Origin of the sequence: Aeribacillus sp. FSL K6-2848, from assembly GCF_038004325.1 — a bacterium.
Lineage (GTDB): Bacteria > Bacillota > Bacilli > Bacillales > Aeribacillaceae > Aeribacillus > Aeribacillus composti.
Window position 1 is genome coordinate 3,636,424 of record NZ_JBBOQQ010000001.1, and the last position, 22,055, is coordinate 3,658,478.

Below are 22,055 nucleotides of genomic sequence, written 5' to 3' on the forward strand. Positions count from 1 at the left end.
AAGCTCACCACCCATATTTAGCAATAATTTTCCCGAAAACTTTGCTTACTTATTTTAACAAAAGTTGTTTAAAATAAACACTTCCTTCTAAAAAAGGCCGTTTACAATTATGGAAAAAATTTGTCCGTAAAAATTATTTTTATTCTGACATAAGCAATATATTTTGACAAATCGAGCATTTTGCAAAGAGTCAGTCAAGACTTTGTGGGAACTTTTTTGATTCGCTGAAAACAGATGTAAGTCATAGGTTAGCGAACCATTTTTTTGAATTTCATCTGTAAGCGCTTTGGGACTATCATCCCTTGCCATGACAGACCGATATGTATACCTTTTTTTACCATCCCTTGAATTCAGACAGGGCATGATAGATCGGCGTCCCGGACGATTGCTGTAAATATGGAAAAATTAGAAAAGGCCATTCAAAAGATTACAAATGAGATGAGACGTTGCAAAGAAGCGGGTTTTGTAGATGGTATTCCATTTTGGGAACAAGCGTTAAGTAAGCTACTGAAAGAGAAAAAATAAAGGTCACTTATCCATTAAGGCATTGTAATTAGTTTCTTTCTTTTAAGGATTTTCGAGTTTGTTGGTATTTAGTCTACCAGTAATAAAGTTCTAGAATACTTTATTTAATGGTATTTTTATACCAAAAAATGAAATATGTGGAACTATATTGATAAAATTAACGTCTATAAGTGTGATAGAAATTAATATACTAAGGAGGTAATTTAATATGCGTAAAAAAATTTTACTTGGGGCTTTAAGTTTATCTTTGTTAGGAAGTACATTACCATCATACTCAGCGTTTGCGGCAGAAAAACAAGATACATTAAACGTCTATTCTCAAGGATATAATGTATCGTTATCAGAAAATCTTATTCAAACAGCTGATCAATATGTTGTTGTCGAAGAAAATAAATTTGTATTGAAAGATGAGAAAAAGTTAAAGGAGATTCTTTCTGAAAGAGATTTTGAGATTGTTAACAATTTAGTATCTCAAGCTAATAATAATTTAGAGACCATCAGTGGAGCTAATACAGCGGTAGTAGGAAATAGTGTTGTTGTAATGCCTAAAGACGTTTCAGCTAAAACTATTAGTTACGCTAAAGCTTCTGAAGGAAAAAGAGCAATTAAATTTCATTGGTGGGGAATCGAACTGTGGTTGACTAAGACTGATGTTCGAGCCATAGTAAAAGGTGGAATTTCTGGTGGTGCAGCATATCTAGGTAGTATATTTGGAATAGCTGGCGCAGTTGCAGGAGCTGTTGTAGGAGCCATAATATCTGAGTATATAACAGGTGTCCCGATTTATGTTAAATATACTTATGGTAATAAATATCCTCCTATTGTCTTACCTCAATAAAAAGGGTTGAAAATTATGAAAAAAGCTATTATATCTGCAATTTTTGCAGGATTAGTCGTTTTAATAGGTGAGTATATATTCACAAATAGCTTAATTAAGTTATCGGTTCAAATACCCGTGTTATTAATTGGTATTGTGCTGATATATAGGCTACTGGGAAAATAGATTGATACACATTTTCGCTGTATAAAATCTTTACAACATTCCCCTGTACTGTTTTAAGTGCAGGGGAATGAAGATAATTGCTAGTAATAGTCATATCCATTTTCTCCTTTATTTTAATTACTAACTCAACTTTCGCAGATAGAAATTGGCAAATAAGCCTTGATATAACTAGGAAGGCCTGCAATCCATTGCTGTAGTTGACTTTCAATGATTTTTTTGTCATTTTATTTATCTTTTTTAGGGTATCTTGAAGAAGCTCGATCAACTGCTGTAAAGCTACAGCCCAATCCAGTTCATTGATTTCATCGCATAGTTCATAAAAGAGACCGCCAATGGTCCGATCATCCGTGTTACATTGATTTTGCCACGAGAGAACGATGTAACGAGTAAACACAATGTTGGTATGGCTGATAAGCAAGTCGAAAGAACGGCCTTGGAATTCTTCCTGAAGGCGCAACAGTGACTTAGTCGTCTTGAAAAATACTTCGATGTCCCAGCGTATTCCATAGATGCGCACGATTTCTTGTTCTGTCAGGGTACAATCGGTGCTAAGAATGGCCACCCATTCGTTTTTCTTGTTTCGGTTTTGAATGAAGACCACTTTAACTGGTATTCAATTTGCCATCACCGTGTGAATGGAACGAAGGATTCCTTTCTTTCCTTGAACCGGATTAGACAATCGATAGAGTTCTTTTAAAGAGACGGCTCTGCCCCCTACGAGATAGCGTTGATTGGTCGCTTTCACCATGCCGATCACATCAAGTCCCTGTTCCACGATTGCTTGAATGAGAGGTTGTTGAGTAAACCATGTATCCATCAAGACGTAACGGGCTCCAACCCTGCGGTCAAGGCACGCTCAAGCATAGCAGGGATTTGTTCTGGTGCTGTCTGTAATGCCTCAACACAGCATTTATCCCCTGATGTACGCTTATCTATTTTTTCTGAAATCCCATTGATTTGAGCCTTTTTGGAGCTCAATAAAGAAAAGTCAATCGGCATAACGGAGTAGCCGTCAGACCAGCCTAAAGTAAGCATACGAAAGCCTTTATAGAATCGCTTCCGGAGCGACGAGTGATCCATACAACGTGCAAGCAGTTCCACTTTCTTACTGCGATTCCGTTCAAACATCGAATCATCAATAATGAATACTTTTACCCGGTATTTATCTGTTAGGCTACTAACCTTGGCAATGACCGAGGAACTAAAGGAAAGTAGAACGGCGCCATGGTTGAGGAAACGGTAGACCGCATCCTTGACTGGCAGCTGATCCGCTTTTTTAGAGTCCAAAAGCCGGAACCAGTTCTTCTGTTGGAAAATGAGGCAAAACACCAGTTGAAACAAATAAGAACAGGTGAATCAGAGATTTTTTTGGATGGTTTGCCTTTCGAAGATGTTTCAAGATTTCCAATTCGTTGAAAACGGATTTTAGTTTATTTGGTAATTGATTATTTTGTTCCTTCTGCTCTATCATATAGAGGACACAATGTGCAAAATACTCAAATCTAAAAAATACAACAACAAGAAAAAAATGATGTCTGAAGCAGAAGCCTTTTGCCGATTACAGCTTCGGATGATTGACGGTATACTATAATGTGGTGGTTTTTGCAAACATTTCACAACGTTATCGTGCTTGGACCTTCTTCCCTTTTTAAAAATGAGGACAGCCGCATGTGTAAAGCCTGTCGATCATTTTGTAAAAAAACCCCTTTATTTTAATCAGGAAATATAGTATGATAATTTTAACGAAATGACCAAAATGTCCATTTAGTCAATCAAGAGGATGAGGAGCATGGCTATCGATCGAAAACAAAATATTATTGATGCGGCGACAAAATCTTTTTCCTTATTCGGGTATAAGGCAACGACGATAGAACAAGTGGCGAAACTCGCGAATGTAGGCAAAGGAACAATTTATACGTTTTTTAAAAGCAAAGAGGATTTGTTAGACGAAATTATTTCCTCAGTTATTGTAGAAATAAAAGAAACGGCAGAGCATGCAATGGACCCCGATCGTCCATTTCTTGAAAACGCCCATCGCGCTTTATATCGCATTGCAGAGTTTCGAAAGCAACATCCACTAACAATTAAGCTTCTCCAAGAAATTCGGGATATCGGGACTCCGGCCGTTCAAGAAGTGATGAAAAGATTGGATCGGGCGATTATCGCCTTTATCCGCGAAAAAATTGACAACGCCATAAAAAAAGGAGAAATTCGCAACTGTGATTCCGAAATCACCGCCTTTTTAATGTTAAAAATGTATATCGCCCTAAACTTTGATTGGGAAAAGGAACATGAGCCGCTGCCAAAGGAGAAAATCGCAGAATTATTTGAGCAGTATTTTTTAAAAGGATTGTCGAAATAGATAGTCCTTCTTCTTTTATCATAAAATGACTAAATGAGCAAAATGGTCAAAAGTACAAAAAAGGAAGGAGATAACCGTTGCGTGGAATCTCATTATTTTTACATGAGCTAAAAATGATTGTAGCGAATCGGAAAATTTTGATTCCTGTTATCGCTATTTTATTTATTCCCATTATGTATAGCGGAATGTTTATATGGGGATTTGGAGATCCGTATGGCCACTTAGAGAGATTGCCGGTCGCTGTAGTCAATCAAGACAAAGGGGCAACATTGAATGGGGAAAAGTTAAAGATCGGCGACGATCTAGTGGAAAATCTAAAAAAGAAAAAGCAGCTTTCTTGGGAATTTGTTGACGAGAAAGAAGCGGAAAACGGATTAAAAAACCGGAAATATTATCTAGTTATCAAAATTCCAGAAAACTTTTCAAAGCATGCAACTACGATAAAGGACGAACACCCTCAAAAAATGGAGCTCATTTATATGCCGAATGAGAGCATGAACTTTTTCGCAGCACAAATCGGGGATAAAACTATTGAAAAACTGAAAGAAGAAGTTGGTGATACATTAACGGAAACATATGCCGAAACAATGTTCCAAAATATTAAGAAGCTGGCAGAAGGGCTCGAATCGGCAAGCGAAGGAGCAAAGAAACTGCATGACGGCATTGATTCAGCAAAACAAGGAGCAATAAAGCTGAAGGACGGGGTTGATTCGGCCAAAGATGGTTCACAAGAGCTGTACAACGGCGCGCTCTCTGCGGAACAAGGAGTTCAAGAAATATATGGACATTTAAAAACGATGGCTGAAAAATCATTGATATTTAAAAATGGGCTGCAATCCGCTAGTTCCGGAGCCGAGCGTCTGAACAGCGGAATGAACCGTTTTAATTCCGGTCTTGAACAATTGATTGCAGGCCAAGAGAAATTGCTCGATGGTGCAGAAAAGGCAAGAAATGGTTCTCAGCAGCTGGCGGATGGATTAAAGCAATCACTTCATGGAATGAAACAAATAAATGAAAAAGCTCCTCAGCTCGCAAACGGAGCCGAGAAAGTACGAAGCGGAGCCAGCAATCTGTCGTCATCACTCGGACAATGGGCTAAGGGAGCAGAACAAACGAAAACGGGAGCGGTACAGGTGAGTGCCGGACTGGAACAACTGACAGCCCGGCTTGATGCTATGATCGCTCAAACGTCTGATCCGCAGCAAAAAACGGCACTCAAAGAACTGCGTGCAAGTGTAGGGCAGCTGGCGGATGGAAGCAAACAAGTAACAAGCGGTATCAGCCAGCTTTCCGAAAATGCTGCAGCATTGAAAGATGGAGCTGATCAGCTTTCTTCTGGATCAGCGCAATTGCATAGCGGAACAGTCGCTTTAAGCGACGGTCTCAAACGACTAGTAGCAGGGCAGGAGCAGCTCACCGCAGGTGCCGAATCATTAGCTGGCGGACAGAAGGAGCTCTCCCAAGGATTATCGACATTCGGTGAAAAAATGAATGAAGCGAAAAGCGGAATAACCCAGCTGATGGAAGGAAGCGGACAATTATCAGCCGGCTTGCATGATCTCGCTTCCGGTTCTGATCAACTGCAAGATGGCACTAATCAGCTTGCTGCTGGTTCCGGCGAATTAGCAAACGGAATGGAAAAACTCACAAATGGGTTAGGGAACTTTTCACACGGAATCGAGCAGCTCTCTAACGGGTCTGGTCAATTGACGGAAGGAATGACGACGCTGGATAAAGGTTCTAATGAATTGGCAGAAAAATTGCACGATGGAGCCAAAGATGCCAGCAACGTCAAAGCGGACAAAGAAATATACGATATGTTTGCAAAACCTATTAAAATTAAAAACGAAAAATTAAACGAAGTTCCTAACTATGGAACGGGGATTGCTCCGTACTTCTTATCGCTGGGATTGTTTGTCGGCGCCTTGCTCGTAACAATTGTGTACCCTCTTCGTGAACCAGCAACTACACCTAAAACGGGAATGAGTTGGTTTTTTAGCAAGTTTGGTGTTCTCGTTATGATCGGCGTCATGCAATCGTTGATAGCCGATACAATTTTACTAGCAGGAGTAGGCATTGAAGTGCAAAGTATTGCGAGATTTATCGTATTTACGATCATCACAAGCTTAACGTTCATGACGTTAATTCAGCTGCTTGTCACAACGTTAAGTGATCCGGGAAGATTTTTAGCAATCATTATCTTAATCTTACAATTAACTACAAGCGCTGGTACCTTCCCGTTAGAGTTAATCCCAACAGCGTTGCAGCCGCTCCACAACTGGCTGCCAATGACATATTCCGTAGCCGGCTTCCGTTCAGTCATTTCGAGCGGCGATTATGCGTTTATGTGGCAAAATGCGTTTATTTTGCTCACTTTTATGATCGTGTTTGTTCTCGCAACGATCACCTACTTTACAATCCAACATAAACGCCGTTTTAGCGAGGCCGTATAACTTTTTGTTTTTGAATTTGCCGGACAAACTTTTACACCTTCGACTCTAGCGTAATAACTGAAAGGAAATTTTTCAGAACTAAATGTGGTAAATCGGCAATGCCACAATTCCTCTTCATAAAAATGAAATAGAAGCAGATCTCTATCATCTGCTTCTATTTTTTTGTTGAAACTTTTATTCATTCAGCGATTCGCCAAAAAGGCCTTCAAAAATGGATTCTTTTATAGGACGACGAGGGGTTGGTGCCTCTCTTTCCTGCAGGCTTTCCGGCAGAGCTTCTTTTTCCCCTTGATAGCCAATTGCAATGAGCGCATTGATTGCATACTCTTCAGGGATGTTTAAAACTTGACGTGCTTTTTCAAAGTCTATGCCTGTCATCGGATGCGTAATCAAGCCTTTTCTTGTTGCTTCTAATGATAAATAGCCCCAAGCTGCACCTGCATCAAAGGCGTGGGAGCCGATTTCCCCCCGCTCGCTAGTCTTTTTAGAAATAATCAAGGCAAAAACCGGGACGTTTTTGCACCAAATTTGATTAAACTCGCCAATGAATGACATAAATCTTTTGCGGTCTTCCTCTGTGCGAGCGATAATAAAACGCCATGGCTGGAAATTGAAAGCAGAAGGCGCCCAGCGTGCTGCTTCAAAAAGGCTTAGTAACACATCCTCCGGGACCTCTTTAGTTAAAAACGAACGCGGAGACCAGCGTTTTAAATAAATAGAATCAATTTCATATTCGGCCTGGCGGGCAAGCTTCGTTTGTGTCATCACATTACCTCCTAGAAATCAGATCGGAATTATACACATTTATTGTATTACATTTTTTTCTAAAAACAATTTTTTTGCTCAGAAAAGCTTTTATTTTAGTTCAAATGTTTCCGTAACGTTGATGCTGCCTTCTACTGATTGAACCATTGGACAATTTTTGTGCGCCAGCTCCAAGCATTTTTGAATTTGCTCACGGTCCAAATCCTCGCTGGAACTTGAAATGATGAAATGAAGATGAATTTTTTCAATTCTGTTCGCTTTTTCTTCGTTCCGTTCAACTTCAGCTTGAATCGTAATATCGTCATAAACGATTCTTTTTTTATCTAAAATTTTTCTGAAAACACTTCCGCTGCAGCCAGCAATGGCGGAAACCATCAATTGAAATGGACGGAATCCGTATGTAACATCACCTGCCACATGCAGTTCTCCGTATTCAAAAGTTGTTTTATATCCAATTTCCTTCATTTGAAATTCCATGCTGTATCATCTCCTCCATTAATATCTACAATTTTATTGTAATTGATTAATTTTTTTATTTGCAATTAATACAAATTGCGGGAAAAAAATTAAAAAATAAGTTGAACATCTACTCCATCTGTTATATAATAGTTTAAAAATAAAAAAACTGTATCATAACATTATAAAGGAGAGGGAAAAATGATGAAACGGCAGGAAAGAAAAAATATGATTGATTTTATTGAAAAAATAGGAAATATTGATCGGGAAACGCTTATGTACATGACGGATGCGGACATTGAACACATTTATGCTTCTATTTATGATCGATATTTAGAAATGGCTGAGTAGAAAACGCAAAAGAAGCCTTCTGCCGCCGGAGGTCCGATGCGAACATTCCCGCAAAAAAAGAAGCTTAAACGCGCAGACACTCACCTCTTGCCGAACTTTATTTAATATAAAATTAAAGCTCTGAACTCATGGCAAACATAGCTAAATTCTTGCTGAATACAAAAACCCGGGCTGTCGAAAAATTCGACAGCCCGAGGAATGCGCTTGATAATATCTCTTTTAATGGTAGCCGTTTTGGCCGTTCGCACTTCCGCTTGTTTTATGCTTCGGCTTGGATTTTGAGTTTTGCTTGTTGTGTTGACCGCCTTTTTTTGATTGCTTTGCCACTCGTATGTCCTCCTGTTTACGTCAATTTTTTCAGCCTCATTTTTAATATGACCATGTGAAATGAAAAAAAGTCTTCGAAATAAATGGCGGCCTTTATTAATTATTGGAATTTTTTGATAAAATTGCATTGATCTCCCCGCCTAATATAATAATAACCGCGGAAAGATAAAACCAAATTAGAAGAATGATCACCCCGCCGAGGCTTCCATATGTCACGCTGAAATTCCCAAAATTTCCGACATAGTAAGAAAAAAGAAGAGAAACAACAATCCAGCCAACGGTAGCAAATAAAGCGCCTGGATATGCTTCAGAAATTTTCATCCGTTTATTTGGCGCAATAAAATACAGTCCTGTAAAAACGATGCACAAAATAACAGCACTTAATAACCATCTTATCGTATTCCATATCGTTAAAAACACTTCTGTAAATCCGAACGCCCGAAATATAAACAAGCCTATCTCTCTGCCAAACACCGGAAGCAGCAGTGCAACTAAAATGACTAAAATCATGGCAAAAGTCAACAAAATAGACATCAAGCGAGCTACAAGGAAATGACGGTTTTCTTCCACTTGATATGCTTTATTAAAAGCTCTGACAATCGCATTAATCCCATTTGAGGCAGACCAAATTGTTCCAATGACTCCGAACGACAAAAGGGTCACATTTTGAGTTTCAATAATATGCCTCACATTGTTTTCGATCAATTTCATTGTATTTCCCGGTGCATATTGTGCGACAAAATCAAGAACAACATCTGAAGAGAGGGGCAAATATGCAAGGAGATTCATTAAAAAAATAAGGAATGGAAAAAGAGACAAAAGAAAGAAGTAGGCTAACTCCGCAGCTAAACTTGATATTTCATCTTCTTTAAACCGTTTAAAAAGCTCTTTAGCGATTTGAAGAAGGTTGATGTGGTCATCCATCTTGGCACCTCATTTCAAACTAGTTTCTGTCAAAGGCGCTCCTTCCATTTCTCTTTTGCTTCTTTCATTATTTCCATTACTTTCGGTGTCGTTTCTTTTAATTCTTTCACTTTTTCAGAAACAAATTCAATATCTTCGATTGTTTGCTCGATTGTTCTTTTGACAGAGTTCATTTTTTCCTTTGTTTTATCAGCAATCTCCATCGGATTTTCTGCGCACTGCTTGATTTTGCTAAAAGCTGATCTGCTTTTGCTGATTACATCGTCCCTTGTTTTTTTATCCAATAAAGAAAGCGCTGCGCCTGCGATCGCTCCGATGAACAGCCCTTTTAACAATTTATTTTGCGATTTCATTTGACTTTCACCTCTTCTACGAAAGATGGTGTTCTTCTTTGATCTTCTGGAGCAGCCCTTTGCAGCCTTTGACAACCATGTCATAAACCTCTTCAAAGTTCCCAGTATAATACGGATCAGGGACGTCCAAAATATCAGCATCTGGTACGAAATCCATTAAACGACTGATTTCACCCGTATTGTTATATCCTGCCATCCGGCGCAAATTTCCTAAGTTTTCTCCATCCATGGCAATAATATAATCAAAATCTGATAAATCATTCTTATGAATTTGACGTGCTTTTAAACCTTCATAAGAAATTTGGTAACGGTCTAATATTTCTCGAGTCCCTCTATGCGGCGGGCTTCCTACATGCCAGCCTCCCGTTCCCGCTGAATCGACAAAAATTTTATCTTCCAGACCTTCCCGTTTAACTAAATCACGAAAAACCGCCTCAGCCATTGGCGAACGGCATATATTTCCTAAACAAACAAAAAGTACTTTTATCATTGCTGAAACCTCCTGAAACCATTGCTTCAATCGTTTTTTCATAAGCTGCAAAGAATAGTTTGGAAAGATCAATTTTTTTGATCATAATATTCAATCTTTCATAATACATGATACAATGAAACAAATAAAAAAACGAGAGGATGAAATCAATTGAATTTATGTGAAAAATCAGCAGAAAATATGGAATACATGATTAAAAAAATTACAGAAAAATTGAATATGATCAACATCAGTGCAGTTCAACCAACACATTTTAATGTAAATATGTATGAAGACCTAAAAGAAATTTATGACCATGTAATGAAAAAAAATACTTTCAGCCCCAGCGAAATGCAAGCAATTGCAGAGGAATTGGGGAACCTACGAAAGAGCACTCTTTAAGTGAATTGAGCTTTCTGCTGCTCGTTGCGAATGGGCTTGTGCAAATGACGGCAATAAGTGTTTAACTTAGCGATGTTGAAGTGTTGTGAAAACTCGCAGCTGCTGTCCTCATCAGCTTGCTTCAGTTGATTTGTTATATGTGGTTCTATACGCTTCTCAAAACGATGTTCGAGTCACATTAGGAACCGCCCAATCTGCCATCCATCAGAGGTTTAGCTTGGATTCTAAAGCAGGCGAATCGTGTACGCGCTCCATTTTCATCATTCTCTTTTTTCTTTTACAGGAGAAAAATAAAGATAGACCTCCTTGTTGTTTAGATGCCAGATTTCAGAAGAAATCGTTTTTACTTTAAAGCAGCTTTATAAATTCAGTATAAGCTGCTTTTTGTATAATAACTTTTTGTCAAAACGGTGTCTATTTTTTGAACAAAATGTGAATTTTTTGTTTCGTTTTTGTGACAAATGATTTATAATAAAAGAAAACGTTTTCTTTGTTTGGGGGTCAAAAAAATGGTCGTGACACTTATGAAATATTTTTATTTATTCGTTGCTCTCTTCTGTTTATTGTCTGGAATTTTGGTCGGTTTTGCAAAGGAGCTTCCGCTTTCGGTGATAGTCATTTTCTTAGGCTTTTTCAATCTTGCTTTATATTATGTCTTCCATAGAGAAGCCTTGAAAAAACAGCAAATTTAAAAGAATGGCGAAAATAAAGGCACCATTCTTTTTCGAAAACGTCAAATAAGCTTTTTATAAACTTTATCTTTATAAAATTGAGATGCAGATGTGTTGAATATATTCCTTTTCTTCACGATTCGTTCCAATGCTAATTGTTTTTCCGACAGCTTTTGTTGTAATTTTTTCCTTTCTGCTTCATCTTCACAGCATTTTAGTAAATCTTGAATAGTTAATAGTTCCTTTTTCAAGTCATTTTCTTGATCGACCATACCGGCGTTTCTCAAAAGACGATAAGCCATTCGGAGTTCTTCCGGAATATCAGACAAATCGTCATGCGGGAGAGGCTTCCCCATCCCGGGAAGTTCTTTAAACTCTCCCTCTTCATATGCCTTTTTGATCCGATCCTCAGCAATTTGTGCAAATATATCCACGCTTCATCCTCCCTTCGACCGTTATGTTCGTTCTTTTTCTAAACGCTTTACCCGCTTTTTCATCGCTTTTGTTAAATATCCGCCTTTAAAAGAACGAATTTCATATGAGCTTAAAAACGCTTTTGGTTCTATTTCATTGACAAGGTTTAAAAATTCTTCCTCCCGAGACCGTTTGGCAACAACTTCCAAACGATACCTAATCGAATTCATTCCTTCTCCTTGAAAGACCGTAACCCCAAAACCAGCCTCCCTCAATTTTTTTACTAATCCGGAATTTTTATCCATTAAATTCACATTGTATGTTACATATCCAAAAGCCAGCTTTTTCTCCAGTTCACCGCCCAACAACAGCCCTGCACCAAAACCGATAATATATGCACTAATATTGTAAATATTAGATAAATCTTGAAAAACTATTCCTAAAGCGACAATATAAATCGCTGCTTCTAGCAAACCTATACCAGCAGCAGCCTTTGTTTGATTTTTCACTAACAAAATAGTTCGGATCGTCAATACTGGTACATACAATAATTGCAGCAAAAAAATAAAAATTGCTTGTAGAAACATGTTGCCTAGACACTCCTTTGTTCCATCATACTATAAATTATTTTCAAAAAGAAAGAGCTATCATAAACTCAAAATCTGAGATTTGAAACTACATTTTTACAATTCATCTTGATCTGTTATTATGCTTCGAAACTTCCTTTTTCATGCGAATAGGCTGGCGCTTGAAATACATCGCTGTTCTCCATACCCACTCCAACGGCCCTAATTGAAAATATTTAAACCAAATATGGCTGATGATAAGCTGCACGGCAAAAATTGCGAGTGCAAGCCAAAAACCGGCGAAGGGGTATACTTTACCGTACAATCCCAATCCGTAATGATAAAAAAGATATGTACAAATAACAGATTGCATGATGTAATTTGTCAATGACATGCGTCCAACAGGCGCAATCTTCTTAACAATTTGCCGACAGATTGGGTGAAAATATAAAAATATGAGAGAGATCACATAAAACAACATGAGAAATGGTGCACCGAACACCATGTAAAAACTATTTTCAGCGGTGACCGCAAAAATATTTAACGGAAGCCCAATGATAAGCCCGAAAAACCAGATGGCTGTTAATAACCTTCGATGCTTCTCCGGTTCTTGAAAAAGCTTTTGTTTCGCAAATATCATGCCAACTAAAAACATGCTGATATATGGGAGCATGTTTATTATATAGACAAGCGGTTGAAAAGGCCACATGCCAGACATAGACATGTAAAAAAGCCGATCATGAATACGCTGATGGAAAATATCAGTAAAACTTCCGTTTTGATATGAATGGATTGCGTTTCTTGCCTCCTCTTCCAGTAAGGCAGCCTGCTCTCTTTTTTGGACTAAAGCATCCTCACCATTGGATACAGCCGTCATCAAACCAATAAGGAGCAAATATAAACTAAATAAACATACAGTCCATACCAAAAGGGTTTTCCAGGAACACTTCCGGAAAAAAAGGAGAAGAAACCCCAGCACAGCATAATCCATTAAAATGTCTCCATCCCAAATGAAAAATGAATGAATTAGTCCAAATACAAAAAGCACCACCAGTCTGCGTATATATATAGAAACAAAGTTCCTGCCGTTTCCTAAAGCCCGTTCCTCCATGATGATGATTCCAAATCCGAACAATAATGAGAACATTGTAATAAACTTCATTTGTACAAATATTTCCAAAATATTTTTCGTTAGAAAATCCCATGTTCTCCATGTTTCAGTAAAAAAATTTTCGCTGCCTATTTGGTATAAATATACATCTGGATAGCTGAAATGCGCCATATTCACAAGTAAAATGCCAAATATCGCAGCCCCCCGCACCACATCCACTACTTCATAACGCTCACGTTTAAGATTCAAATCAAAACCCCCATTCTGAAAAAAGTTCTTATTGTTAACGCCCTTTTTTCATTACTTTTTGTCCAAAGGCTGCATTTCAGCTTTATCGTGTTTAAATTTATTTGAATATAGCGAAAAAAGAATGACAATTTTCTTATAGTCTATTATGATAGACATAAGATTCGAATATCAACAGATCCACAAGGGGAGCTATATGCTGAGAGTGGACGGATATTTCGTCCAGACCCTTTGAACCTGTTAGTTAATGCTAGCGTAGGGATGTGGAAGTATACTGATCCATGATACAGCCTTTTTCCCCCTTATGGATATTTGTTGATAGCAAATAATATACAGGGGGTTTTATTTTTGGAAAAAAATCGCTTATTACTATTAATAGAAGCAGCAATCTTTGCAGCATTGGCAGTTATACTTGATCTTCTCCCTTCCATTCAATTATCATCAGCCATTTCTATATCCATTGCCATGGTGCCTGTACTCATATTATCGTTTCGATCCGGTGCAAAGATTGGCTTCATTTCCGGCTTTTTATGGGGATTATTGCAAATTGTATTAGGTGATGCATACATCCTGACGCCTGTTCAAGGCTTCATCGACTATTTTCTAGCTTTTTCCTTTATCGGTTTAGCCGGTCTTTTCAGCAAAACTATCCAAAATAAGCTGAAAGATGGAAAGAAAAGCTCTGCTCTTGTTTTCATCATCTTTGGCGTCTTCATCGGAGCTTTTGCACGTTATTTTTGGCATTTTATCAGCGGTGTCTTTTTCTTCGGAGAATATGCACCAGAAGGAATGTCAGCGGTCGTTTATTCTTTGATCGTAAACGGCATTACGATGATAGGAGCGTTTGTATTATGCGCTGTCGTTACTGTTATTCTCATTATGGCGGCGCCAAGATTGGTTGTAAAATAAACAAAATCATCCTCTGCAAAACATGCAGAGGATAATTTTGTTTATAGGGTAAATACTTTCGTTTCAACAGTGTATTTTTTTAATTTTTCACGGCTTACATGAAAACCGATCCCCGGGTTATCAGGCAAGGCAATTTTTCCATTATAAACCGACATTTCCGGTTCAATAATATCTTCTTCCCAATACTTAGATGAACTGGATATATCTCCTGGCAGTGTGAATTGTTCAAGTGTCGCTAAGGATATATTATGGGCCCGTCCAATCCCTGATTCAAGCATCCCTCCGCACCAAACTGGAACATTTTGCTCTTTGCAAAAATCATGGATTTTTTTTGCTTCTGTCAAACCGCCAACACGGCCGATTTTTATATTCATAATTTTGCAGCTTCGAAGTTCAACAGCCTTTCGAGCATCTTCGAAGGAACAAATACTTTCATCTAAACAGATCGGTGTTTCCAATTCTTTTTGAAGTTTGCTATGATCCACAATATCATCGTACGCAAGAGGCTGCTCAATCATCATTAATTGAAACTCATCCAATTGTTTTAGATGATTTATATCTTTTAATGTATAGGCACTGTTCGCATCAGCCATTAAATCCAAGTTCGGAAAATGCTTCCGTATTTCCTTAACTACTTCAATATCCCAACCTGGTTTAATCTTTATTTTTACTCTCTTGTATCCTTCCTCCTGATACTGTTCAATAAGACTGATTAAATCTTTTATTGTTGGCTGAATACCGATGCTCACCCCAGCTTCAACTTCTTTTTTCATTCCCCCGAGAGCTTGTGAAAGAGGTATATTTTGCTGTTTTGCATATAGATCCCACACGGCACCTTCCAAAGCCGCTTTTGCCATATAATTTCTGCGAATAAAACGAAACGATTCAGCCAACTCACGAGGATGATGAAACGACGTCTTTGATAAAATTGGAATGAGGAAATCTTCGATCATGTGCACAGTTGTTTTCACGGTTTCTTCTGTATACCATGGAATGGAAAAAGCAACCCCTTCTCCAAAACCGGCTGCACCATCATCATCCTTTACTTCTACGATCAACAATTCGCGATCGTGAATGTCTCCATAGCTAGTAGAAAATGGGGCTTTCAAACGCATCTGTAATATATGCAAAACAATTTTCTTAATTTTTATCAATTAAGAGCATCTCCTTTTTTAAACAAGCTCTCAGCTAAGTTCGACAAAATCATTCCCATTCGCCAGAGGGCTCGATATTTCCCGGAAAATATTTCTTAAAATAGCGAATCCACTCGAACGTTTGTTTTACACTAATTATAAAATAAACGCTTTCTTAATGTAAAGGAGCAAGGGATTTCTTTATTTCCCTTATTGTTTATTGAACTGCAAAATCTCAAATAAATAATGAGATCATCGTAGAAACGAGTCTCATCATGAGATTAATTTTTCCACTCAATAGTTGTCTTCTTCTCTTTGTTGACTAGCAATTTAAAAACATCAGGTCTTGCATAATGCCCAACAGGATCAAAATCAAACTGGCTATAGGCGATTTGTTTCATATCCAGTTCTGCAATGATGATGTCTTCCTTGCCAAATACGGGCTCTGCCACATATTCGCCCAACGGTCCAACAATCGCGCTACCACCTCTGCTCATTACTTCAGGTGAAGAAGCAAGTTCATCATAACAAGCCAAATCTTTCGGATACATATCTTTTGTCACATATTGATTGGCAGACAAAACAAAGCATCTCCCCTCCAAAGCAATGTGGCGGATTGTTGACTGCCAAGTTTCCCTTGCATCAGCCGTTGGGGCAATATAAATTTGAATTCCTTGTGCGTACATCGCAGCCCTTGCTAACGGCATATAATTTTCCCAGCAGATTAGCGCCCCTATTCTTCCATAAGGGGTGTCAAACACTGGTAATGTGCTTCCATCCCCTTCCCCCCAAACAATCCGTTCTGCTGCAGTCGGTTTTAATTTGCGGTGTTTTCCTAACAACTGTCCGTCAGAATCGAAAAATAAAACAGAACAGTAAAGAGTCCCGCCGCTAAATTCATTATCCCTTTCTGTTACACCTATCACAAGGTAGACACCTGCTTTTCGAGCCGCTTCGCCCAGTTGTTCCGTCGTTTCGTCTGGAACAGCTACAGAATTGCTCCAGTATCTATACCAATCCTTCCTCCCTTCAGCCGAACGGCTCCCAATCGTTGTACCAAAAGATAAGCCTCTAGGATAAGCGGGAATAAAAGCTTCAGGAAATACAACAATCTTTGCTCCTTTTTCAGCAGCTTGATGTATGAGGCTAACCGCCTTTTTTGTCGTGGCGTCCCGGTCCATAATAACAGATGAGGCTTGTATAACAGCAACTTTAACCTTTTGTGCTCTGTTCGACATATTTTTCCCCTCCACCAAATCAAAAAATCTAAAGCAATCTTAAATGCCGAAGCTCATGAACCTTCAAAGTCATAACCTTCGGAAGTTGCACCCTATTCATCTTCCATAAAAAAATCTGCACAGGAAGGAAAACACTTTGAATAATCCTCTTTTTAAGCATAGAAGGGCCGGCCCATGAATTTGAGTTCAAAATAATTGGATTATGTTTTTCCATGAGAGCTTTTCATGTGATATCTCATCTGAAGTAATTTAATGATAATTTCTTAGCATGCTCCTTTGTACAATACAGCTGTGGCTGAGTGTCGAACTAACTATCAACACTTAATTCTATAGAAGCATTAAGCGTAAAATATGAGAAACGGTTTGAATTGGAGTATATTATTCATAATAAAAATGTTCAAAAATTTTTGGACCATCCAATCAAAGACTTTGTCAATCATCCAATTTCAATACTGCAACAGCCATTTATCCAAGACGAACCTTAAAGTGAAATAAATTTGCCGAAAATCGCACATCTATTTTAAGGGTTTTCAACTTCAAGTCAAAGAAAAAATCGGGCAGGACAGCTTTAAACATTGCGTCCATGTTACAAAAGATAATGATTTTTCAGCAGCGTTCAAATCATGTGCTAAAAACTCCAAGTTAAAATAAAAGTGGATGGGTAAAATGTTACTGAATTGGATGGGCATTATTCTTTCATCTAGCGTTATAATTAATGTTTGAACAGGTTCAAATTTTGATGAATATAACAACATTTTCGATTATGTTCAATAGGAACATTCTATAAATAAATAACAAAGAACCTGATTAACTTGCCATATTGCAGGAAGTGCCAAGCAGATCAAAAGGGTGAAGCATATGGACTGGAAACCGGATCGAAATGCAAAAAAGCCTATATATAAACAGCTGGCTGAATATATTGAAAATGGAATTGCGGATGGCACATTTCCCCCTGATAAACCGCTGCCTTCTGAACGGTTTTTGGCCAATAAGCTGCAAATAAACAGAAGCACAGTTGTGGCTGCATATGACGAATTAGAATCAAACGGACTTATCGAGAGAAAGAGAGGAAGCGGAACAACAATCAGCAAAGATATATGGGGCATGACAAAGAAGCGTGTACCAAGCTGGAATCGGTATATTGAGGCAGGATCGTTCTTGCCGAATTTGCCTGTGACCCAGAGAATACGCAAAGAGATGGAAGAGCATAAACTAATCAATTTAGCTAGCGGTGAATTGTCGGAAGATCTTTTTCCAATCGACTCCTTGCGAGAAATCATTTCGACACGGTCATTTATCGGAAGCCTGGGATATGATCATCCTCAAGGGAATGAGATATTAAGAAAAACTATCACAAAGCATGTGAAACAATATCGGAGAATTGAGACAAATCCGTCTTCCATTCTCATCACATCAGGAGCGCAGCAAGCTTTATATTTAATCGTCCAATGCTTATTAAAGCCGGGTGATGCGATAGCATTAGAAGAACCTTCGTATTATTACAGTCTCCCGGTCTTTAAATCAACCGGAATAAGACCTTTCTATTTACCAGTTGACAAAGACGGTATAAACCCGGATGATTTGCTTCAATTGCATAAAAAACATCGAATCAGGATGATCTTTTTAAATCCTGCTTTCCAAAATCCATCAGGTGCTTTCCTTCATAAAAACCGGCGGGAAAAAATATTGGAAATATCGTCTGAGTATGGAATACCGATTGTTGAAGACGATCCTTACAGTTTAACGTCCTTTAATGGGGAAGAGACCTACCCGCTAAAATCAATGGATGAGCATGGAAATGTCTTATATATCAGCTCATTGTCGAAAATTGTTGCTTCTGGTTTGCGAATTGGTTGGATTATTGGACCAAAGCCTGTGATTGAAAGATTGTCTGATGCCAAACAGCAAGTGGATTTCGGTCATGCCAGCTTTACTCAATGGATTGCCAATGATTTTCTGGAATCTGACGACTTCGATGCTCATATCAACTGCTTAGTCAAACGGCTCGAAAACAGAAGGGATCAAATTGTCAAAAGCCTTCGATTCTACTTAAAAGACGATGTTGATTTTTATATCCCGCAAGGAGGCATTCATTTATGGTGCAAAATAAAGAAAGACTTTAATGAGATCCAGCTGCTAGAAGAGTCGATCAAGCGCGGGGTTATTTATGTTCCGGGCTCAACGCTTGGATCAAGTACAAAATATGTCCGTTTTACCTTCGCAAGAGAAAATGAAGAAAATATAAATGAAGGAATAAAAAGATTTGCTGATGCATTTTATAATATTCAGCATAAATAAATTCCTATTTTCAGGTGATTATCAAAATTCTCTACCACAATGTAAAGAGACAGGGAGATGGTTTTATGTATAGTATGTTATTGACCGTAGGCATTATTATTTGTGTACTTGCACTCATTTTAACTGCGTTTATCGGAAAAGAAGTAGGAAAAAAAATAGAAACATATAAAGCGATCGGGAACAGTCCCCATGATGAACTTACAAGGTCAAGGGAATATGAAACAAGCTCCTTTCGCAATGTTCGCTCGTTGACATGGATTTATACCTTATTGTTCATTGTCATCCTCATTGTATGTCTTATTTTTCTGTTTTAATGCTAAAGAAACGAACCTATGCAAACAATAATGAACTAAATATATTTAAACCTAAATCCTCGACTAACCCTTGCTAACGAAATGACGTTTAGCATGGTTGTTAGTTGAGGTTTTTTATTTTGGTTTTCATTGAATTTTCATAGCTCCAAAAACGTTTTTCGCCAAAATTTTTTGACAATATATATTTACATTTATTTCAAAAAGTGATATCATTTTAATATAAAAATAATATGAGAGGGGCAATGAAAGTTGAAAGAAAAAAAGGCATGGTTTATTGACGGGTTTATTGGAATTGTATTAATCGTTGCACTTTTGCTCGGAGCAGCTTTTACATTTATCCAGGAGTTTATTGTTCTTGCAATTGTATTGGTTGTTCTTGCCGTACTGCTTGGAAGCGGTCTTACCATTGTACAGCCGAATCAAGCAAACGTTGTCATTTTCTTCGGACGTTATTTAGGAAGCATTCGGAAAAGTGGCCTTGCCTTAACGGTTCCATTAACTATTAGACAAAAGGTGTCCCTTCGCGTTCGAAATTTTAACAGCAAAAAGCTAAAAGTAAACGATGTGGAAGGGAATCCGATTGAAATTGCTTCGGTCATCGTCTTTAAAGTAATCGATTCCGCAAAAGCAACTTTTGATGTGGATGATTATGAAGAATTCGTGGAAATCCAAAGCGAGGCTGCCATTCGTCATGTAGCAACGAAATATCCTTACGATACGTTTGATGACCACAATATTACATTAAGAGGCAACGCCGATGTTGTTTCAAAAGAGCTGGCAGATGAATTGCAAGAACGGTTGAACGTCGCTGGAGTTGAAGTAATAGAAGCTAGACTGACTCATTTAGCTTACTCGACTGAAATTGCCAGCGCCATGCTTCAGCGCCAGCAGGCAGCCGCCGTTTTATCTGCGAGAAAAAAGATTGTCGAAGGAGCCGTCAGTATGGCCCAAATGGCTGTCGAGCAGCTGGCTAGCGACGGAACGATTGAGCTTGATGAAGAAAGAAAGGTTAACATGGTGAATAATTTAATGGTTGCGATCATCTCCGATCGCGGCACCCAGCCGGTCATAAATACCGGAAGTCTATATTAATGGTTGTGTCGCACCATGGCAAAAAAGAAAAATTTCCCTTTAAGAATCGATCCTGAATTGTATGCCGTTATTGAACGTTGGGCGCAAGAGGAATTCCGCAGCGTCAATTCCCATATTGAATTTTTATTGCGGGACGCTGCTCGACGCGAAGGAAGGTTAAAGAAAAAAAAGGAGAAAGAATAAAACATCGATCATCTTTTCCGCAAGTCGAAAATTGGCTGCTGACTTCCTTCAGATCTTGGCGCCCTAGACACCCTTGTCTTAAACAAAATACTGCTGCTTTAAAGCTTGGCGAATGTACAGATGCCCAGCACATACAAAAAATCCCTTATGGAGAACCATGAGGGATTTTTTATGAGTGAAGAACTTTTTCTAAATGTTTCACTGTTGGTGTTAAATTAGCAAAGAAATACGCTTCGCGGAGTCTGCGGGAAGGTGCACTATGCATGAGATATCCGGCACTTCCGTGATGAAGCATGTTTGCCTGTACAGCTTCAAGGGTTAAATAAGCAGCTTCCAAACGTATCTTTGCAATTTCTTTCCAGTCGAGTCTTTGATCGCTGAACAATGCATGAATGTCATCTTGAATTTTGCGCTCTTGTGTTTTCAATTGACCCGGCTGTATTTTCAAAAAGCTGTTGCAGCCATTTTGTTTATTAATAACCTTTTCAATGGAGGCGATGGAAGATCGTATAACACCTAAACCAAGAGGTATTTGATATAAAATGAAAACCGGGCGGATTTTCTCCACAAAAAGATCCGCATCGTCAGATAAAACCCACTGATTCGGGACAAAAACATCTTGAAAAGTACAAGAATATGTTGCGCTTCCATTTAAACCTAGAAAATCATTTTTTTCCTTTAATATTAATCCTTCTGCATTGCTCGGAATGAAGCACATGATTCGTTTGTGTTCATCCACCTCAGCAATCACACCGAACCAATGATTGTCACCTAGATTGGATACATTCGGCAAAACACCTGAAAGTATATAACCATCTTCTTTAGGTTTTGCCTTTAAGTGCAATTTTTCAAGTCCTGCATAATATTTCATCGGATTCGATAAGCCTGTTGCACCTAAAATTTTTCCACTCTCCAACAAAGGGAGCAATTTATTTTTTAATGAAAGATTATTGGAATTTCGCACATAAGTTAAAGCGGCCAGATGGCACCATAGGCAAAATGCAGTCGTCATACACCATTTTGCTGTTTCTTCTACTACTTTCATTTCTTGTAAAATATATTCCTTTTGCGACTTATGATTCGTAGAGAAAAATCCAGCTTTCCCTAGCTCCCGCAAATATTGCTCCTGATAAAAACCTTCCGCATCAATTTTTTTTACATATGGTTTCAATTCTTTTTCAATTAACTGCTCCAACGTTTCAACTTTTTCGTCCAAACTATTCATTTCAATCATCACCCGCGTTCATAATGTCCGAAATCAGGCATTCCAATTATTATTAAATAAATAATTCCTACGTGTTTAGTCGGTTTAAAGTTATTTTATTATATTAGGTTCAAAAAATCAATCTTTATTTTGCCGCCTCTCCTATTTTTTTGATAAAGATGAACCTGTATATGTATTTCAAAAGAGCTTTGCAAAAAAAAAGACAATAAACCAATGCTTGGTTTATTACAACTTCCTGAAAGTAGCCGGCATCCGCCAGCTACTT

At 38.2% G+C, this 22,055-nt stretch carries 23 protein-coding genes, 1 pseudogene and 1 riboswitch; of the genes and pseudogenes, 12 read left to right on the forward strand and 12 right to left on the reverse strand.

All coding sequences use genetic code 11. The annotated features are described in order from the left end of the window. The first annotated feature begins 396 nt into the window (after positions 1-396). Together NSS70_RS17600 and NSS70_RS17605 are read left to right on the forward strand one after the other, a co-directional pair. Positions 397-525 carry a hypothetical protein gene (locus tag NSS70_RS17600; protein WP_339210386.1) on the forward strand — a complete coding sequence of 43 codons (129 nt, stop codon included), beginning with the start codon at positions 397-399 and terminating at the stop codon, positions 523-525. Between the two features lie 208 nt (positions 526-733). Next, on the forward strand, positions 734-1,363 hold the full coding sequence (locus NSS70_RS17605; protein WP_340882080.1) for a hypothetical protein: 630 nt from the start codon (positions 734-736) through the stop codon (positions 1,361-1,363). 290 nt (positions 1,364-1,653) lie between these two features. Here the strand turns inward: NSS70_RS17605 and NSS70_RS17610 are convergent. Next, positions 1,654-2,999, reverse strand: a pseudogene (locus NSS70_RS17610) (IS4 family transposase). Between the two features lie 318 nt (positions 3,000-3,317). Here NSS70_RS17610 and NSS70_RS17615 point away from each other — a divergent pair. Next, positions 3,318-3,890: a TetR/AcrR family transcriptional regulator gene (locus NSS70_RS17615; RefSeq protein WP_339210390.1), complete on the forward strand. Its 573-nt coding sequence runs from the start codon at positions 3,318-3,320 to the stop codon at positions 3,888-3,890. A 77-nt stretch (positions 3,891-3,967) separates the two neighbouring features. Further along, a complete protein-coding gene (locus NSS70_RS17620) occupies positions 3,968-6,343 on the forward strand; it encodes a YhgE/Pip domain-containing protein (RefSeq protein WP_340882081.1) in 2,376 nt (791 codons plus the stop codon). A gap of 174 nt (positions 6,344-6,517) precedes the next feature. Here NSS70_RS17620 and NSS70_RS17625 read toward each other — a convergent pair whose 3' ends face one another. Beyond that, positions 6,518-7,108 carry a nitroreductase family protein gene (locus tag NSS70_RS17625; protein ID WP_063386768.1) on the reverse strand — a complete coding sequence of 197 codons (591 nt, stop codon included), beginning with the start codon at positions 7,106-7,108 and terminating at the stop codon, positions 6,518-6,520. A gap of 90 nt (positions 7,109-7,198) precedes the next feature. Beyond that, positions 7,199-7,585, reverse strand: a complete 387-nt coding sequence (locus NSS70_RS17630) for an OsmC family protein (RefSeq protein WP_130156867.1) — start codon at positions 7,583-7,585, stop codon at positions 7,199-7,201. 180 nt (positions 7,586-7,765) lie between these two features. Between NSS70_RS17630 and NSS70_RS17635 the strand changes: the two genes are divergently transcribed. Next, complete coding sequence (locus tag NSS70_RS17635; protein WP_375338764.1) at positions 7,766-7,915, forward strand: BH0509 family protein; 150 nt, start codon at positions 7,766-7,768, stop codon at positions 7,913-7,915. A gap of 423 nt (positions 7,916-8,338) precedes the next feature. On the opposite strand, the gene NSS70_RS17640 is transcribed toward NSS70_RS17635, so the two are convergent. From NSS70_RS17640 to NSS70_RS17650, 3 genes are read right to left on the reverse strand one after another with little or no spacing between them, the layout of a single operon-like run. Beyond that, positions 8,339-9,166, reverse strand: a complete 828-nt coding sequence (locus NSS70_RS17640; RefSeq protein ID WP_063386771.1) for a YihY/virulence factor BrkB family protein — start codon at positions 9,164-9,166, stop codon at positions 8,339-8,341. Between the two features lie 29 nt (positions 9,167-9,195). Continuing rightward, positions 9,196-9,519 carry a YtxH domain-containing protein gene (locus NSS70_RS17645; protein ID WP_063386772.1) on the reverse strand — a complete coding sequence of 108 codons (324 nt, stop codon included), beginning with the start codon at positions 9,517-9,519 and terminating at the stop codon, positions 9,196-9,198. Positions 9,520-9,535: 16 nt separating this feature from the next. Further along, complete coding sequence (locus NSS70_RS17650; protein WP_130156865.1) at positions 9,536-10,009, reverse strand: low molecular weight protein-tyrosine-phosphatase; 474 nt, start codon at positions 10,007-10,009, stop codon at positions 9,536-9,538. Positions 10,010-10,159: 150 nt separating this feature from the next. Between NSS70_RS17650 and NSS70_RS17655 the strand changes: the two genes are divergently transcribed. Together NSS70_RS17655 and NSS70_RS17660 are read left to right on the forward strand one after the other, a co-directional pair. Then, on the forward strand, positions 10,160-10,390 hold the full coding sequence (locus NSS70_RS17655) for a DUF1128 domain-containing protein (RefSeq protein ID WP_063386774.1): 231 nt from the start codon (positions 10,160-10,162) through the stop codon (positions 10,388-10,390). Between the two features lie 509 nt (positions 10,391-10,899). Beyond that, positions 10,900-11,082, forward strand: coding sequence for a hypothetical protein (locus tag NSS70_RS17660; RefSeq protein ID WP_063386775.1), 183 nt, complete (start codon positions 10,900-10,902; stop codon positions 11,080-11,082). 41 nt (positions 11,083-11,123) lie between these two features. Here NSS70_RS17660 and NSS70_RS17665 read toward each other — a convergent pair whose 3' ends face one another. The 3 genes from NSS70_RS17665 to NSS70_RS17675 all read right to left on the reverse strand — a co-directional run bounded on the left by NSS70_RS17665 (position 11,124) and on the right by NSS70_RS17675 (position 13,401). Beyond that, the gene (locus NSS70_RS17665; RefSeq protein WP_063386776.1) at positions 11,124-11,495 is read right to left on the reverse strand and encodes a DnaJ family domain-containing protein; all 372 of its coding nucleotides are present in this window, start codon (positions 11,493-11,495) and stop codon (positions 11,124-11,126) included. A gap of 21 nt (positions 11,496-11,516) precedes the next feature. Beyond that, positions 11,517-12,062: a DUF2179 domain-containing protein gene (locus NSS70_RS17670; protein ID WP_339193365.1), complete on the reverse strand. Its 546-nt coding sequence runs from the start codon at positions 12,060-12,062 to the stop codon at positions 11,517-11,519. 103 nt (positions 12,063-12,165) lie between these two features. Continuing rightward, complete coding sequence (locus NSS70_RS17675) at positions 12,166-13,401, reverse strand: DUF418 domain-containing protein (RefSeq protein ID WP_340807858.1); 1,236 nt, start codon at positions 13,399-13,401, stop codon at positions 12,166-12,168. 172 nt (positions 13,402-13,573) lie between these two features. Beyond that, a riboswitch (TPP riboswitch) is annotated at positions 13,574-13,677 on the forward strand. A gap of 69 nt (positions 13,678-13,746) precedes the next feature. On the opposite strand from NSS70_RS17675, the gene thiT reads away from it, so the two are divergent. Continuing rightward, positions 13,747-14,307, forward strand: coding sequence for an energy-coupled thiamine transporter ThiT (gene thiT, locus NSS70_RS17680; RefSeq protein WP_066247732.1), 561 nt, complete (start codon positions 13,747-13,749; stop codon positions 14,305-14,307). A 41-nt stretch (positions 14,308-14,348) separates the two neighbouring features. On the opposite strand, the gene menC is transcribed toward thiT, so the two are convergent. Further along, complete coding sequence (gene menC / locus NSS70_RS17685; protein ID WP_340882567.1) at positions 14,349-15,458, reverse strand: o-succinylbenzoate synthase; 1,110 nt, start codon at positions 15,456-15,458, stop codon at positions 14,349-14,351. Between the two features lie 263 nt (positions 15,459-15,721). After that, the gene (locus NSS70_RS17690) at positions 15,722-16,678 is read right to left on the reverse strand and encodes a carbon-nitrogen hydrolase family protein (RefSeq protein WP_063386780.1); all 957 of its coding nucleotides are present in this window, start codon (positions 16,676-16,678) and stop codon (positions 15,722-15,724) included. Positions 16,679-17,536: 858 nt separating this feature from the next. On the opposite strand from NSS70_RS17690, the gene pdxR reads away from it, so the two are divergent. The 4 genes from pdxR (at position 17,537) to NSS70_RS17710 (ending at position 20,565) form a co-directional block, all read left to right on the forward strand. After that, a complete protein-coding gene (pdxR, locus tag NSS70_RS17695; protein ID WP_340882085.1) occupies positions 17,537-18,976 on the forward strand; it encodes a MocR-like pyridoxine biosynthesis transcription factor PdxR in 1,440 nt (479 codons plus the stop codon). Between the two features lie 65 nt (positions 18,977-19,041). After that, positions 19,042-19,290 carry a hypothetical protein gene (locus tag NSS70_RS17700; RefSeq protein WP_339197505.1) on the forward strand — a complete coding sequence of 83 codons (249 nt, stop codon included), beginning with the start codon at positions 19,042-19,044 and terminating at the stop codon, positions 19,288-19,290. A 249-nt stretch (positions 19,291-19,539) separates the two neighbouring features. Beyond that, positions 19,540-20,382 carry an SPFH domain-containing protein gene (locus NSS70_RS17705; RefSeq protein WP_339197507.1) on the forward strand — a complete coding sequence of 281 codons (843 nt, stop codon included), beginning with the start codon at positions 19,540-19,542 and terminating at the stop codon, positions 20,380-20,382. 15 nt (positions 20,383-20,397) lie between these two features. Continuing rightward, positions 20,398-20,565: an Arc family DNA-binding protein gene (locus tag NSS70_RS17710; protein ID WP_065095528.1), complete on the forward strand. Its 168-nt coding sequence runs from the start codon at positions 20,398-20,400 to the stop codon at positions 20,563-20,565. 169 nt (positions 20,566-20,734) lie between these two features. On the opposite strand, the gene NSS70_RS17715 is transcribed toward NSS70_RS17710, so the two are convergent. Continuing rightward, positions 20,735-21,790: an acyl-CoA dehydrogenase family protein gene (locus tag NSS70_RS17715; protein ID WP_311066519.1), complete on the reverse strand. Its 1,056-nt coding sequence runs from the start codon at positions 21,788-21,790 to the stop codon at positions 20,735-20,737. Between the last annotated feature and the right edge of the window lie 265 nt (positions 21,791-22,055).

Bases quoted from the DNA above. Each gene is read 5' to 3' on its own strand.
- NSS70_RS17600 (WP_339210386.1), top strand. From the start codon at position 397: ATGGAAAAATTAGAAAAGGCCATTCAAAAGATTACAAATGAGATGAGA.
- NSS70_RS17605 (WP_340882080.1), top strand. From the start codon at position 734: ATGCGTAAAAAAATTTTACTTGGGGCTTTAAGTTTATCTTTGTTAGGA.
- NSS70_RS17615 (WP_339210390.1), top strand. From the start codon at position 3,318: ATGGCTATCGATCGAAAACAAAATATTATTGATGCGGCGACAAAATCT.
- NSS70_RS17625 (WP_063386768.1), bottom strand. From the start codon at position 7,108: ATGACACAAACGAAGCTTGCCCGCCAGGCCGAATATGAAATTGATTCT.
- NSS70_RS17630 (WP_130156867.1), bottom strand. From the start codon at position 7,585: ATGGAATTTCAAATGAAGGAAATTGGATATAAAACAACTTTTGAATAC.
- NSS70_RS17635 (WP_375338764.1), top strand. From the start codon at position 7,766: ATGATGAAACGGCAGGAAAGAAAAAATATGATTGATTTTATTGAAAAA.
- NSS70_RS17640 (WP_063386771.1), bottom strand. From the start codon at position 9,166: ATGGATGACCACATCAACCTTCTTCAAATCGCTAAAGAGCTTTTTAAA.
- NSS70_RS17645 (WP_063386772.1), bottom strand. From the start codon at position 9,519: ATGAAATCGCAAAATAAATTGTTAAAAGGGCTGTTCATCGGAGCGATC.
- NSS70_RS17650 (WP_130156865.1), bottom strand. From the start codon at position 10,009: ATGATAAAAGTACTTTTTGTTTGTTTAGGAAATATATGCCGTTCGCCA.
- NSS70_RS17660 (WP_063386775.1), top strand. From the start codon at position 10,900: ATGGTCGTGACACTTATGAAATATTTTTATTTATTCGTTGCTCTCTTC.
- NSS70_RS17670 (WP_339193365.1), bottom strand. From the start codon at position 12,062: ATGTTTCTACAAGCAATTTTTATTTTTTTGCTGCAATTATTGTATGTA.
- NSS70_RS17690 (WP_063386780.1), bottom strand. From the start codon at position 16,678: ATGTCGAACAGAGCACAAAAGGTTAAAGTTGCTGTTATACAAGCCTCA.
- pdxR (WP_340882085.1), top strand. From the start codon at position 17,537: ATGGACTGGAAACCGGATCGAAATGCAAAAAAGCCTATATATAAACAG.
- NSS70_RS17700 (WP_339197505.1), top strand. From the start codon at position 19,042: ATGTATAGTATGTTATTGACCGTAGGCATTATTATTTGTGTACTTGCA.
- NSS70_RS17710 (WP_065095528.1), top strand. From the start codon at position 20,398: ATGGCAAAAAAGAAAAATTTCCCTTTAAGAATCGATCCTGAATTGTAT.
- NSS70_RS17715 (WP_311066519.1), bottom strand. From the start codon at position 21,790: ATGAATAGTTTGGACGAAAAAGTTGAAACGTTGGAGCAGTTAATTGAA.